Source organism: Brachybacterium sp. sponge (genome assembly GCF_001613775.1).
Taxonomy (GTDB): Bacteria; Actinomycetota; Actinomycetes; order Actinomycetales; family Dermabacteraceae; genus Brachybacterium; species Brachybacterium conglomeratum.
The window spans coordinates 1475354-1488143 of sequence record NZ_LRMP01000001.1 but is presented as its reverse complement, the minus strand read 5'-3'; the positions used below and the strand labels follow the sequence as shown (position 1 = coordinate 1488143).

The 12790-nt window shown below is 70.3% G+C and carries 13 protein-coding genes, 1 tRNA gene and 1 pseudogene; 6 read left to right on the top strand and 9 right to left on the bottom strand.

Annotated elements, in window-relative coordinates:
- Nucleotides 1-20: 20 nt before the first annotated feature.
- The 3 genes from A4A78_RS06520 to A4A78_RS18250 all read right to left on the bottom strand — a co-directional run bounded on the left by A4A78_RS06520 (nt 21) and on the right by A4A78_RS18250 (nt 2362).
- Complete coding sequence (locus tag A4A78_RS06520) at nt 21-809, bottom strand: SH3 domain-containing protein (RefSeq protein WP_062947524.1); 789 nt, start codon at nt 807-809, stop codon at nt 21-23.
- 233 nt (nt 810-1042) lie between these two features.
- Nucleotides 1043-2026 (bottom strand): Gfo/Idh/MocA family protein, encoded by a 984-nt coding sequence (locus tag A4A78_RS06515; protein ID WP_062947523.1) that lies wholly within the window; start codon nt 2024-2026, stop codon nt 1043-1045.
- A 207-nt stretch (nt 2027-2233) separates the two neighbouring features.
- Nucleotides 2234-2362: a hypothetical protein gene (locus A4A78_RS18250; RefSeq protein WP_255360961.1), complete on the bottom strand. Its 129-nt coding sequence runs from the start codon at nt 2360-2362 to the stop codon at nt 2234-2236.
- Nucleotides 2363-2498: 136 nt separating this feature from the next.
- Here A4A78_RS18250 and A4A78_RS06510 point away from each other — a divergent pair, with 136 nt between their 5' ends.
- On the top strand, nt 2499-2891 hold the full coding sequence (locus tag A4A78_RS06510) for a hypothetical protein (protein ID WP_062947522.1): 393 nt from the start codon (nt 2499-2501) through the stop codon (nt 2889-2891).
- Nucleotides 2892-3135: 244 nt separating this feature from the next.
- Here A4A78_RS06510 and A4A78_RS06500 read toward each other — a convergent pair.
- Nucleotides 3136-3590: pseudogene (locus A4A78_RS06500) on the bottom strand (arsenate reductase ArsC).
- A 26-nt stretch (nt 3591-3616) separates the two neighbouring features.
- Nucleotides 3617-3982 (bottom strand): helix-turn-helix transcriptional regulator, encoded by a 366-nt coding sequence (locus tag A4A78_RS06495; protein WP_062947521.1) that lies wholly within the window; start codon nt 3980-3982, stop codon nt 3617-3619.
- An 81-nt stretch (nt 3983-4063) separates the two neighbouring features.
- Between A4A78_RS06495 and arsB the strand changes: the two genes are divergently transcribed.
- Nucleotides 4064-5155, top strand: a complete 1092-nt coding sequence (gene arsB, locus A4A78_RS06490; protein ID WP_062947520.1) for an ACR3 family arsenite efflux transporter — start codon at nt 4064-4066, stop codon at nt 5153-5155.
- Between the two features lie 23 nt (nt 5156-5178).
- Nucleotides 5179-5607 (top strand): low molecular weight phosphatase family protein, encoded by a 429-nt coding sequence (locus A4A78_RS06485; RefSeq protein WP_062947519.1) that lies wholly within the window; start codon nt 5179-5181, stop codon nt 5605-5607.
- A 373-nt stretch (nt 5608-5980) separates the two neighbouring features.
- Here the strand turns inward: A4A78_RS06485 and A4A78_RS06480 are convergent.
- The 3 genes from A4A78_RS06480 to A4A78_RS06470 form a co-directional block, all read right to left on the bottom strand.
- Nucleotides 5981-6053: transfer RNA gene (locus tag A4A78_RS06480), tRNA-Lys, on the bottom strand.
- Nucleotides 6054-6079: 26 nt separating this feature from the next.
- Entirely contained in the window at nt 6080-7249 is a 1170-nt protein-coding gene (locus tag A4A78_RS06475) for an acyltransferase (RefSeq protein WP_082835211.1), read from the bottom strand.
- 205 nt (nt 7250-7454) lie between these two features.
- Nucleotides 7455-8966: a sodium:alanine symporter family protein gene (locus A4A78_RS06470; protein ID WP_062947517.1), complete on the bottom strand. Its 1512-nt coding sequence runs from the start codon at nt 8964-8966 to the stop codon at nt 7455-7457.
- A gap of 443 nt (nt 8967-9409) precedes the next feature.
- Here A4A78_RS06470 and ectA point away from each other — a divergent pair, with 443 nt between their 5' ends.
- From ectA to A4A78_RS06455, 3 genes are all read left to right on the top strand, one after another.
- Nucleotides 9410-9850 (top strand): diaminobutyrate acetyltransferase, encoded by a 441-nt coding sequence (ectA, locus tag A4A78_RS06465; protein WP_062947516.1) that lies wholly within the window; start codon nt 9410-9412, stop codon nt 9848-9850.
- A gap of 95 nt (nt 9851-9945) precedes the next feature.
- Nucleotides 9946-11268, top strand: a complete 1323-nt coding sequence (ectB, locus tag A4A78_RS06460; protein WP_062947515.1) for a diaminobutyrate--2-oxoglutarate transaminase — start codon at nt 9946-9948, stop codon at nt 11266-11268.
- Nucleotides 11269-11464: 196 nt separating this feature from the next.
- Nucleotides 11465-11857: an ectoine synthase gene (locus tag A4A78_RS06455; protein ID WP_062947514.1), complete on the top strand. Its 393-nt coding sequence runs from the start codon at nt 11465-11467 to the stop codon at nt 11855-11857.
- A 165-nt stretch (nt 11858-12022) separates the two neighbouring features.
- On the opposite strand, the gene A4A78_RS06450 is transcribed toward A4A78_RS06455, so the two are convergent.
- On the bottom strand, nt 12023-12655 hold the full coding sequence (locus A4A78_RS06450; RefSeq protein ID WP_062947513.1) for a hypothetical protein: 633 nt from the start codon (nt 12653-12655) through the stop codon (nt 12023-12025).
- Between the last annotated feature and the right edge of the window lie 135 nt (nt 12656-12790).

Genomic DNA, 12790 nt, shown 5'->3' with positions numbered 1-12790 from the left:
CCTAGCCGGAGGGGTGGGGCTCAGAAGCCGTTGTATCGGTAAGCGTTCTGGTTCCAGAAGTCGGTGCCCCAGGTGTGGGTGCGCGCGACGCCGCCGACGCCGCCGGCCTGCTCGATCACGGTGAAGGAGGTCTTGGAGTCGTCGGTCCAGCCGGTGAAGATGACGACGTGACCGGCGGCGCCGCCGGAGCCCGGGCCGAGATTGCCGATGATGTCGCCCGGCTGCAGGTCGTCCTTCGGGATCTCGGTGAAGTGCTCGGTGAGCGTCACCGTGGAGTAGCTGGTGTCCAGGCCGTAGGCCATGGAGACGAAGCCGGAGCAGTCGGTGCGGTACTGGCGGCCGTCGGGACCATTCGTGTACGCCTCCATGGAGTAGGGCACGTTGCGGTCCACCCAGGTCTGGCCGCGGTCGAGCACCTCCTGACGGTCGGCGGACAGGCCCGGATCCTCGGGGGCGGGGTCCCCGCCGCCGCACTCGCCGAGGCCGGCGGCGTCAGGCACGGTCACGTAGGCGCGCGAGACGTAGCCGTCCACGCCGTCGTAGCTGACCTTCGCCCAATACTCGCTGGCGTAGGTGCCCTGCACGGCCTCCCCCGCGGTCTGGCACTCGAGGTCGAGGGTGGTGCCGGCGGGGATCGTGCCGAGGGCGTCGCTGCCCGTGCTGGTGCCGGAGCGGATGGTGAGCTGGTCGGTGGTGGTGCCGGGCGCGGCGGCCTGCGCGGGCTGGGCGATCAGGGCCAGTCCTGAGACGGCGAGCGCCGAGGCCGCGGCCCCGCCGGCCAGTCGATGCGTGATCTTGGTGGTGGTCATCGTTCTTCGTCCCCTCAAGGATCTCGGGTGCGTCGGACGGCGCCGTCGCCGGATCGTTCCCCCACGTCGGCACCCTCGAACCTAGGCACGGCGCGACGCGGGTCACAACCCTCTTGGCATGGGGAGAGGTGCCCATCGACCGCTGGGGCCGACGGGCATAGCGTCGCGCGCCCGCGCGACAGGAGCCCTCGGGGAGCGTCGAGGGCCGGGCCCTGACCCCGTGATCGCACGGGTCAGCGCACGGGCGGGGCGCTCTCTCCGGCCTGTGCGGTGATCTCGTCGACGATCGCCTGCACCGCGAGGGTCTGCGCGTGGAAGCGGTGGTCGACGTCGTGCGCCTCGACGAGCTGTGCGAAGACCTCCAGCTCGCCGGTCATGGTGTCGCCGGGGCGCCGCGCCGGGACGGACATGAGGGTGCGGGTGCGGCCGTCGCGGTAGTGGAGGCCGATCTCGGAGGGCTCAGCGATCTTGTCGATGGTCATCGTCGCGTCCTCGCCCTCGATCACACTGGGGGTGACACCGTGCGTGACCTTCGAGTAGCGGCAGGTCACGACGGTGCTGGTGCAGTCCAGCAGCACAGTGGCGCTGGCCTGGAAGTCGTTGGGAAGGCTGAGCGTCATCGCGGCGGTGCGGCGGGGGGCGCCGAACAGCTGAACGGCCGCGTGCAGCGGGTAGATGCCCACGTCCGCGAGGGCGGAGATGCCGAGCTCCGGGTTGAAGGCGTTCAGGACCGTGCCGGAGCGGAAGGCGTCGTAGCGGCTGGAGTACTGGATCATCTCGAAAGAGGCGCTCCAGGTCCGGCCGAGCTCCGGCAGGTGAGCACGGATGGTCTCCATCGCCGAGTCGTGGATGTGGCGCACTGCTTCGAGCAGGACGCGGTCCGCCTTCTTCGCCGCCTCGACCAGCTCCTCCGCCTCGGCCAGGTCCACCGCGAGCGACTTCTCGCACAGCACGTGCTTGCCGGCCGCGAGCGCCTGGCGCACCTGGGCGGCGTGCGCGGGGATGGGGCTCGCGACGTAGACGGCGTCGATCTCCGGATCCGCGAGGATCGCGTCGAGGTCATCGCTCCAGGCGGCGATGTCGTGGGAACGCGCGAACTCCTCGCCCCGCTCCTGCGAGCGCGAGTACACGATCGCGGGCTCGGCGATGCCGGAGTCGTGGCACGTCCTGGCGAACCATCCGCTGATCCGACCGGTGCCCAGGAGCGCGAATCGCATGACGTGTCCTCTTCGTGTCGGTGGCGCGGTGGCCGTGGGGCTCAGGAGCTGCTGGCCGACGCGGTGTCGCTGCGCGCGAACTGGCTGCGAGCCACGGGAGTCGAACGGTATCCGACTCCTCCGATCGCTCGCTCTGTGGGCCGCCGTTGTGATCGTCGAAGGGCGGGACTCCCAGGTGGAGAAGAAGGCCGAGGCATCCGGGCCGCGTCAGAAGCCGTCGAGCCCGGCGATGACCCCGGCGAGCTCGTCGATCCGTGACGAGATCTTCTCCCGGGAGGCGCCCAGCAGCTCACCGAAGGCCTCGGTAGCCGCCGTGTCCATCCCGTAGAAGCCCACGTGCTCGTTCCTCAGGATCTCGTCGTGATCGCCCCCGGCATTCTGCCCGTACCCGACATCGGCAATGGGGATGGCTCCCCATCCGCATCGCGTCCGCGATCGAGGACCCTCTCCGGACGGCTGGCAGACTGCTGGGGTGATCCCCTACCTGCTGCTCGCTCTCGCTGCCGTGATGATCGCGCTGGCGATCGTCGTGTACGTGATCTGGCGGAGGCTCGGCCGCAGCGCGACAGCGCGACGCTGGATGGGGGACGGGATGTTCCCTCGCACGTCCCAGGAGCGCATGACGGTGCTGGGCTGGCCCGCCCTCGTGGGCCTCTGCCTGTGCTTCGCCCTGGCGGCTCTCCCCGTCACCGACGGTCTCCTCCGGATCCCGGCGGCCCTGCTGTCGATCCCGCTGTTCCTCGCACTGCTCATCACGCAGATCTCGGCAATCCCGCTGCCGGAGGGGATGTACCCGCACTGGGCGCGGGAGCTGCGTCGTCAGCGCCGGGAGAACCGCGCGAAGCACGGGCTCCGCCGGGTCTGAGGGCGTTCGTGGCCGACGTCGATGTCACGTTCCCCCGTTGGTGGGCCCGGTGGGGATCGAACCCACGGCTAGCGGATTGAAAGTCCGCCAGAGCACCGGCCGCAGAGCGTGTTCAAGCAGGTCAGTGGGCTCGTACTGCTACCCGAAGCGCGACGGTCACCATCGCGTCGCTGTCAGCGTTGCTGTCAAGAGGTGTTCGAGACGAGTCGGCATCTGTTCCTTGGGGATGGTGTCTTCAGAGGCCCTAGTCACGCGTGCGCTCGGCTTCCTCAACCTTGGACTGGAATGTCGAGTGGCTCGCGGGTGGCAAGCTGCCGATGAGCTCCTCGATGCGGGTGCGGATCTCGTCGCGCACCGGGCGGACTTCCGCGACGCCCTTGCCGGCTGGGTCTTCGAGTTTCCAGTCCTCGTACCGCTTGCCGGGGTAGTAGGGGCAGGAGTTGCCGCATGCCATGGTGATGACCACGTCGGAGGCCTGGACGGATCCGGGGATAGGATCTTCGGCTTCTGGTGGGAGATCTCGATGCCGACGTCCGCCATGGCCTCCACCGCTGCGGGGTTGATCGAGTCGGCGGGCGCAGACCCGGCGGAGCGGACCTCGGTGCGGTCCCCGGCGAGCTCCCTCAGCCACCCGGCTGCCGTCTGGGATCGACCGGTGTCGTGGACACAGACGAACAAGACGCTGGGGCGAGCGGTCATGGGAGCCTCGCGACCGGGGGTGAGGTTCAGGCGATGTCGAGGAACGCGCGGAGTTCGGCAAAGGCTGACGGGACGACGGAGTAGTGGGCCCAGCGGCCCTTCTGCTCGCGCGTGAGCAGGCCGGCGTCGACGAGCTTCTTCATGTGGTGGCTGACGGTGGGCTGACTGATGCCGAGCGGCTCGGTGAGATCGCATGCGCAGACCGACTCACAGCCCTGGGCGGCAACGTGGGAGAGGAGCCGGAGCCGCGTGGGGTCGGACAGCGCCTTCAGCAGGGAGGCGATCCGCTCGGCGTCGACAGTGTCGACCGGACCTGCGGACAGCGTGCAGCACTCGTCAGAGCCGGTCCTCGCCGCGAGTCCGGTGGCTGTGGCGTCGGTCGTCGTGGTCATGCCCTCACCTTACATTGACAGTCATCGATGTGGAACATAGCGTACTCATCGATAACCGTCGATGGAAGGTGTCTGGGCCTGATGAGCACGACCACCAAGGATGTGGAGCAGCCGCGCGTGATGAAGGAGATGTCCTTCCTCGATCGCTGGCTCCCGGTATGGATCCTGGCCGCCATGGCTGTAGGACTCCTGCTGGGGCGGTTCGTCCCCGGCCTGAACACCGCGCTGGAGGCGGTGAAGATCGGGTCTGTGTCCCTGCCCATTGCGATCGGGCTGCTGGTGATGATGTACCCGGTCCTGGCGAAGGTCCGCTACGACGAGACCCGGCGCATCGGCGCGGACCGACGCCTGCTGGTGACCTCGCTGGTGCTGAACTGGATCGTCGGACCGGCCCTCATGTTCGGCCTCGCGTGGATCTTCCTTGCCGACCTGCCGGAGTACCGGACCGGCCTGATCATTGTGGGCCTCGCGCGCTGCATCGCGATGGTGCTCATCTGGAACGACCTCGCCTGCGGTGATCGCGAAGCTGCCGCCGTGCTGGTCGCGATCAACTCCGTCTTCCAGGTGATCGCCTTCGGAGCCCTGGGCTGGTTCTACCTCCAGGCGCTGCCGTCGTGGCTGGGTCTGCCGACCACGTCGGCCGAGTTCTCGATCGGCGCGATCGTCCTCAGCGTGCTGATCTTCCTCGGGATCCCCCTGGTCGCCGGGTTCCTGACCCGCGTCCTCGGGGAGAAGGCGAAGGGTCGGGCCTGGTACGAGGAGCGGTTCCTCCCGAAGATCGGTCCCTGGGCGCTGTACGGATTGCTGTTCACCATCGTGCTGCTGTTCGCCCTCCAGGGCGACGCGATCCTCTCCGCCCCGGGAGACGTGGCCCGGATCGCTCTGCCGCTGCTGGTCTACTTCGTGGTCATGTTCCTGGGGTCCTTCCTGCTCGGCCGGGCGATCGGCCTGAATTACGCCAAGTCCACGACCGTCGCGTTCACCGCCTCGGGCAACAACTTCGAGCTCGCCATCGCCGTCGCCATCGGCACCTTCGGCGTCACCTCCGGCCAGGCCCTCGCCGGTGTCGTCGGCCCCCTGATCGAGGTCCCGGCCCTCGTCGCCCTCGTCTACGTCGCCCTCGCCATGGGCCGCCGGCTCTTCCCCGGCGACGCGACCGTTCCCACCCGATGATTCAGCAGAGAGATCGAGTCACCATGACCGCGAAACGCCCCGCAGTCCTGTTCGTGTGCGTGAAGAACGGCGGCAAGTCCCAGATGGCGGCCGCCCTCATGCGCCATCACGCCGGAGATGCCGTCGAGGTGCACTCCGCCGGCACCCGCCCCGGCACCGCCATCAATGCCCAGTCCGCGGAGGCGATCGCCGAGGTCGGCGCGGACATGTCCTCCGCCGTCCCGCAGCCGGTGACCCCCGAGCTGCTGCGCAGCGTCGACCACGTGATCGCCATCGGCGGCGAAGCCGTCATCGAACCCGTCGAGGGAATGACCGCGCCGGTCACCACCTGGCACACCGATGAGCCCTCCCAGCGGGGCATCGAAGGGATGGAGCGCATGCGCCTGGTACGGGACGACATCGACGCCCGCGTCCGTGCACTCCTGAACGACCTCACCCCTACCGCGAACTGACCTCGCCCGCAGCGACACGGCCCGACCTCGCCACCGCATCGAACTCGCCTCCCTGGTCGTCATCGACCCTGGTCCCATCGGCCCGGCCGCTGCCGCCCACCTCTGAGAACGCGGCTCTCGGCTCCTTGCCCCGGATGCCGGACCCGTCAATAGAGCGGCGCCTACCAGCGCCTCCGCCTGGGCACTCGCGCTGGCGAGACCGCGCTTCGACACCGATGGGTCGCCGACATGGTTCTCGCACCGTGTACACCCTGCTCGTCCCGCGGACGCAGCCGGCAGGCACTCCCCGCCATACGGGCCGGGTGTGCGACCAAGTTCCCGTCGACTCCCCACAGGACGCGGCCATGGCGCCGACGACAGACTTCGACCAGGGTGGGCCCGGAGGGGATCGAACCCTCGACCCGCGGATTAAAAGTCCGATGCTCTGCCAACTGAGCTACAGGCCCGTGCCCGCCGAGCGGGCCTGCCCATCCTACCGGCGCGTGCAGGCAGGAGCGGCCTCGCCCACGGGGGCCGCGCCTGCCGCAGGCATCGCGTCGACGGCGCGATCCACGATGGGCTCGACGGCCTGCGAGATCGACTCGCCGGCTGCCGCAGCGGGCGCCTTCGAGGCCTTCCGCGCCGGGAACGCATAGAGGAAACCGGTGACTGGCCGCAGCGGCACCGCGAGCACGCAGACGCCGATGGTCACCGCGTAGTAGAGCGCGAACGTCCCCGGCCCGGCGGGCAGATCGCTGTGCCGGCCGAGCAGCTCGATCACCGGCAGGTGCACCAGATACGGGACGATCGAGTTGCGGCCCAGCCACTCCACGGGGCGCAGCGCGTACAGGCGCGGGAGCCGCTGGAGCACGCCCACTGCTCCCACCACGGCCAGCAGCACCACGACCTGGGTGAGCACGGGCACCTGCGGCTCGACGTCGATCCGGGCGGCGTGCAGCGCCCAGGCCGCCGCGACGGCGAGCGCGGGAACCGTCACGATCCAGGGCACCGGCCCGCGGGCGAGCACCGGGCGCAGCGCGGCGCCCGCGAAGAAGAACACCGCATAGAACACGAACTTGTCCGGGCGCGGCCCGACCATGTCGTGCGCCACCCCCAGCAGCGGCAGCGCCGTCCACGCCACCACCGAGGCGAGCGCCACCCAGCCGGGATGAATCCGCCTCGTGACCAGCCCGATCACGTAGTAGCAGAACAGCGCGGCGAGGAACCAGGTGTACATCCCGTTCAGCCACCACAGCGGCTCGTCGGCGTGGCCCCAGCCGAGGATCGGCAGCATCACCGCGGACCACAGCAGCCACGGCCACAGCAGGCCGCGGAGCTTCCCGGCGAGGAAGCGGCCGGGCGGGCGGCGCAGGGAGCGGGCCAGCAGCAGACCGGAGGCGAACAGCAGCGCCGGCATCCGGAAGGGGGCCAGCGCCTCGGACAGCTCGACCATCGCCCAGGGCGTGCCGCCGTCCCAGATCTGCTGGACCAGGCGCAGGTGGTGCGCGATCACCAGCAGGATCGCCGTGCCCCGCAGGAGGTCCATCCAGTGCTGACGGGTCGGCTCGCCTGACGGCGCCGCGGCGCTCGTCGCGGTCGTGGGGCTCGAGAGGGTCCTCGTCCCCGTCGCAGGGCTCGCGGTGCTGCCGGTACTGCTAGTCATCGCGGACGAGGCTACGAGCGCGCCACGCCGAGAGCGTGCACGTCCTCGGCGCGGCGCGTGAAGACCCTGTGCCCATCCCGAGCGTTGACGAACCCCCGGGGACGCGGGCGGGGCAGGGGGCGGGGCCGCGAGCCTCCAGGACGACACGGCGCCCCTCGGGGCGCCGGGGCCACGACCCCATCGGCCCGCCGCCGCGCCGCGCAGGTCAGCGGGCGGCGGCCTCCTCCTCGCGGGCGTCCTGGTAGTCGCACACGTCCTCGTCGACCCAGACCTCGACGTTCTTGATCTCGGGCAGGTCGGAGGCGAGGAAGATCGGGTCCAGGCCCTGGGCGCGCTGAGCGTTGTAGTGCTTCAGCAGTTTCACGGCCGTCGGGGCGAGCAGCGCGATCACCACGAGGTTGATCAGGGCGATGAACACCATCGAGACGCCCGCGATGGTCCAGGCGAGGTCGACGGCGATCACGGAGCCCATCAGCACCAGCGCCACGACGGCGAGGCCGAAGGCGACGTGCCAGCCCCGCTTCGAGGTCAGGAAGTGCATGTTCGCCTCGCCGTAGGAGAAGTTGCCCAGCACCGAGGTGAAGGCGAGCAGGAACATGATCGCCGCGAGCAGGATCGCGGCCCACGGCCCGAGGGTGCTCGAGAGCGACTCCTGGACCATCACCAGGCCCTCACCGCCGGTGGAGACGTCGGGGAAGGAGACCAGCACGATGAACGCGGTGATCGAGCAGATCAGCAGGGTGTCGAAGTAGACGCCGAGCGTCTGGACGAGGCCCTGCTTGACCGGGTGGCTGACTGAGGCGGTCGCGGCGACGTTGGGGACCGAGCCCATGCCGGCCTCGTTCGAGAGCATGCCGCGCTGGACGCCGTTGACGATCACGGCGCCGATGCCGCCGCCGATCGCGGCCTGCGGGGAGACCGCCTCGGTGACGATCTGGGTGAGCACGCGGGGCAGCTCGCCCAGGTGCAGGCCGACGATGACGATGCCGATGAGCAGGTAGAGCCCGGCCATGATCGGGACCATGTTCTGGGCGACGGTCGCCACGCGGCGCATGCCGCCGAAGATGATCCCGGCGGTCAGCGCCGCGAGCAGGATCCCCAGCGCAGGGGCGAGCCAGGGCAGGCCGTCGGGGTCGGTGTAGAGGGAGACCGCGCCGGTGACCGCGTCGACGATGGTGTTGGCCTGCAGCGAGGTGAAGGCGAAGGCGAAGCAGAAGATGAACAGCACCGCGAAGAAGGCGCCGAAGCCGCGCGAGCCGAGGCCGCGGTGGATGTAGAAGGCGGGGCCGCCCTTGTAGGTGTCGTTCGCGCGGGTCTTCCACAGCTGGGCGAGGGTCGACTCAATGAAGCTCGCCGCGCCGGTGAGCACGCACATCACCCACATCCACAGCACCGCGCCGGGGCCGCCGAGGAAGATCGCTCCGGCCACGCCGGAGATGTTGCCGGTTCCCACGCGGGCCGCGGCGGAGACGGAGAAGGCCTGGAAGGCGCTGAGGGACTTCGAGCGCTTCGCGTCGGTGCCGGGGTCCTCGACCTCCTCCTGCACGGGCTTCTGCGCGATCGCGGAGAGCATCGCGGGGATCATCCGCAGCTGCACCACGCCGGTGCGGACGGTGAAGTAGAGGCCGAGGAGGATGACCACGGGCATCCCTGCCCAGGTCCACAGCCAGCCCTCGGCATTGCCGAGGAACTCGTTGAGGGATTCGAGGGGGTTCATGGGCTCGACGGTAGCGGGAGGGGCGGGCCCTCCCCGGGCTCTCCTCCCGACGGGCCGGGCGCCGGAGACCTTTACTCCCCCGCGCGCGCGAGGCTCGTGTCCCAGTGCACGGACACGTGATGCACACCACTCCCGTCCTTGCGCACCTCGGATCCGCTCACTGGCCTGCAGGACAACACCGCAGGTCGCTACACATCGAACGGGGTTGTCGGACAATCCGTGGAGCGGACGCCAGATCGTCACGATTGCGTCACGACACACCGAGGAACCCCCTCCGCGGCCCGACCGAGGGGTCCCGATCGTCGCGTCACCGGGCTAGCGTGGACGCCGATATGGGCCCGTTGACGACGCACAGCGCAGACCACCCTTCACCCACCGATCAGGTCGCGGGAGACAGCCCCGGCCTTCAGATCCGGCCCCCGTCCCTGGCCGACGGCGCCGCCATGTGGCGCCTGGCCCGCGACAGCGGCACGCTCGACCTGAACACCTCCTACGCCTACCTCCTGCTGGCCCGCGACTTCGCGGCCACCTCCCGCCTCGCCGTGCGGGACGGGGAGGGCGTGGGCTTCGTGCTCGGGCACCTCCGTCCCGCCGCGCCCGAGACGCTCTTCGTCTGGCAGATCGCGGTGGACGCCTCTCAGCGCGGCAAGCAGGTCGCCGGCCGGATGCTCGACGCCCTGCTCGAGGACCTCCCGCAGGTCAGGCAGCTCGAGACCACCATCACGGAGGACAACACCGCCTCGCAGCGGCTCTTCGCCTCCTTCGCCCGCCGACACGGCGCGAGCGAGGAGATCACCGAGCTGATCACCGAGGAGCACTTCCCGGACGCCGGCCACGGCGCGGAGCTGCTCCACACGATCAGCCCCCTGCACGCCGGGAGCTGAGCTCCCCACCCGTGCCCCACCACCGGGCAGGGGCGCCTCCGCGCGCCCTGCTGCCCTCCGCAGACCACCGCACCACCCCCACCCGAGGAGATGGCATGACCACGACCGCCCCGCACGAGACCACCGCGAAGCCCCAGCCGGCCGACCAGGCCGGCGCCCCGTCCGTCGACCCGACCGAGCTCGAGTCCGGCGTCCGCTCCTACTCCCGCGGCTGGCCCGCCGTGTTCACCCACGCCAAGGGCTCCGTGCTGACCGCCGAGGACGGCAAGGAGTACATCGACTTCTTCGCCGGCGCCGGCACCCTGAACTACGGCCACAACCACCCCGAGCTCAAGAAGGTCGTCATCGACCACTACCTCGAGGACCGCGTGGTGCACGGCCTGGACATGTTCACCGACGTGCGCCGCGAGTTCCTCCAGACCTTCGACGAGAAGATCCTGAAGCCCCGCGGCCTGGACTACAAGGTCGCCTTCCCCGGCCCCGGCGGCACCAACGCGGTCGAGGCCGCGCTGAAGCTGGCCCGCAAGGTCACCGGGCGCGAGTCCGTCGTGAGCTTCACCAACGGCTTCCACGGCATGACCCTCGGCGCCCTGTCCGTCACCGGCAACTCGATGAAGCGCGGCGGCGCCGGCATCCCGCTGGTGCACTCCACCCCGATGCCCTTCGACGACTACTTCGGCCAGGTCGTCCCCGACTTCATGTACCTCGAGCGCCTGCTCACCGACGGCGGCTCCGGGCTGAACAAGCCCGCCGCCGTGATCGTCGAGACGGTGCAGGGCGAGGGCGGGATCAACGCCGCCCGCGCCGAGTGGCTGCGCGGCCTCGCGGACCTGTGCAAGGAGCACGAGATCCTGCTGATCGTCGACGACATCCAGATGGGCTGCGGCCGCACCGGCGGGTTCTTCAGCTTCGAGGAGGCCGGGATCGAGCCCGACATGGTCACCCTGTCGAAGTCGATCAGCGGCTACGGCCACCCGCTCGCGCTCACCCTGATCAAGCCCGAGCTGGACATCTGGGAGCCCGGGGAGCACAACGGCACCTTCCGCGGCTTCGGCCCCGCCTTCGCCACCGCAACCAAGGCCATCGAGCTGTTCTGGAGCGATGACGAGCTGCAGCGGTCCACCGAGGCCAAGGGCGCCTACGTCGAGTCGCGCTTCAACCGGATCGCCGCCCGTCACGCCGACCACGAGCTCGTGGTCAAGGGCCGCGGTCTCGCCCGCGGCCTGCAGATGCCGAACGGCGAGATCGCCGGCGCCATCGCCGCGCGCTCCTTCGAGGAGGGCCTGCTGGTGGAGACCTCCGGCCCGGACGACGAGGTCGTGAAGCTGCTGCCCGCGCTCACCATTCCCGAGGAGCTGCTCGAGAAGGGCCTGGACATCATCGAGGCCGCCGTCGACAAGGCCCTCGCCGCCGCCTGAGGCTCCGCAGCCCGAGGTGCGGCTGCCCGAGGCCGCCGGCGTCGCAGACAGACGCAGCCCCGTCGGTCTCGGTGCCGGCACCTCGGACCCCACTCCCCGTCGGCCCGTCGCCTCACGCGGCGGGCCGACGCCCGCGGGCCGCTGTGCGCGCCCGCGGACCACGACCAGAAGATCCCCACCGGAAGGACCACGAAACATGCTCGTCCGCACTCTCGCCGAGGTCGAGGACACCGACGCCGACATCAAGTCGGAGAACTGGCGCTCCAAGCGCATCATCCTGGCCAAGGAGGGCGTGGGCTTCTCCGTCCACGAGACCACCCTCTACGCCGGCACCGAGAGCTTCTTCTGGTACGCCAACCACATCGAGGCCGTCTTCATCACGCAGGGCGAGGGCACCATCGAGGACCTCGCCACCGGTGAGATCCACGAGCTGGCCCCCGGCACGCTGTACCTGCTCAACGACCACGACAAGCACAAGGTGCGCCCCCGCACCGAGATCAAGTGCGTGTGCGTGTTCAACCCGCCCGTGACCGGGCGCGAGGTGCACGACGAGAACGGCGTGTACCCGCTGATCACCGAGGACGCCTGAGCGTCCCGCCCGCGCAGCCCCTGGGCTGAACGGCCGACGGGCCCGGCAGGAGCATCGCTCCTGCCGGGCCCGTCGTGCATCCCCGGGGTGCGGCCTCAGCGGCCGTGGGCCGCTGCGCGCGTCCGCATCGGACGCGTCGGTGCTGTGCGGGCGCGCCGGTCCGGCTCAGTCGCGGCCGCGGCGCAGGAGCAGGATGATCACGCCGACCACCAGCAGCAGGAAGCCGAGCACGCCGCCGCCGATGGCGAGGACGATCCCGCCGAGGCCGGCGAAGATGCCACCGATCGAGACGGGCGGGCCGACCATCACGGGCGTGCCGCCGCAGTCGATCGTGTAGTCGCCGGCCTCCTCGGCGGTGAAGGAGTCGAAGGAGTCCCACTCCCGTCCCTCGTTGCCGAAGCCGCTGGTCTGGATGGTGCCCTCGCCGACCGCGGGGCCGTCGATCGTGCACTGCGGGGCGGGCGTGCCCTCCTCGGCGTACAGCTGCACCGTCTCGTCGGCCTCGGCGGTGTAGGTGCCGGAGCCGCTCTCGAGGATCTGGTACTTCTCGGCGCCGCCGGCGACCTGGCCGAATCCGATCACGGCCGTCACGATCCCGATCACGAGGCTGAGCCCGATGATCACGGCGCCGAGGATGATCAGGACCTTGGGCGCCTTCGACGGCTTCTTCGCCGGGGCAGGCGCGGGCTGGTTCCAGCCGCCGGGCTGGGGCGCGCCACCGGGCTGCTGGCCGGGCTGGTTCCAGCCGCCGCTGGGAGGCGGGGCGAGCGGGCCGGAGGATGAGGGCGGCTGTGTCACGGGGTGCTCCTGGAGGGATCGCGCGGTGGGACGGTCACGAGGAGCGGATGCCGACCCCCGACGACACCGACAGGCTATCCGGCGGAGGCGCCGACCGGCAGGGACATGCCGCGACCGGCACGCCTAGACTCGCCT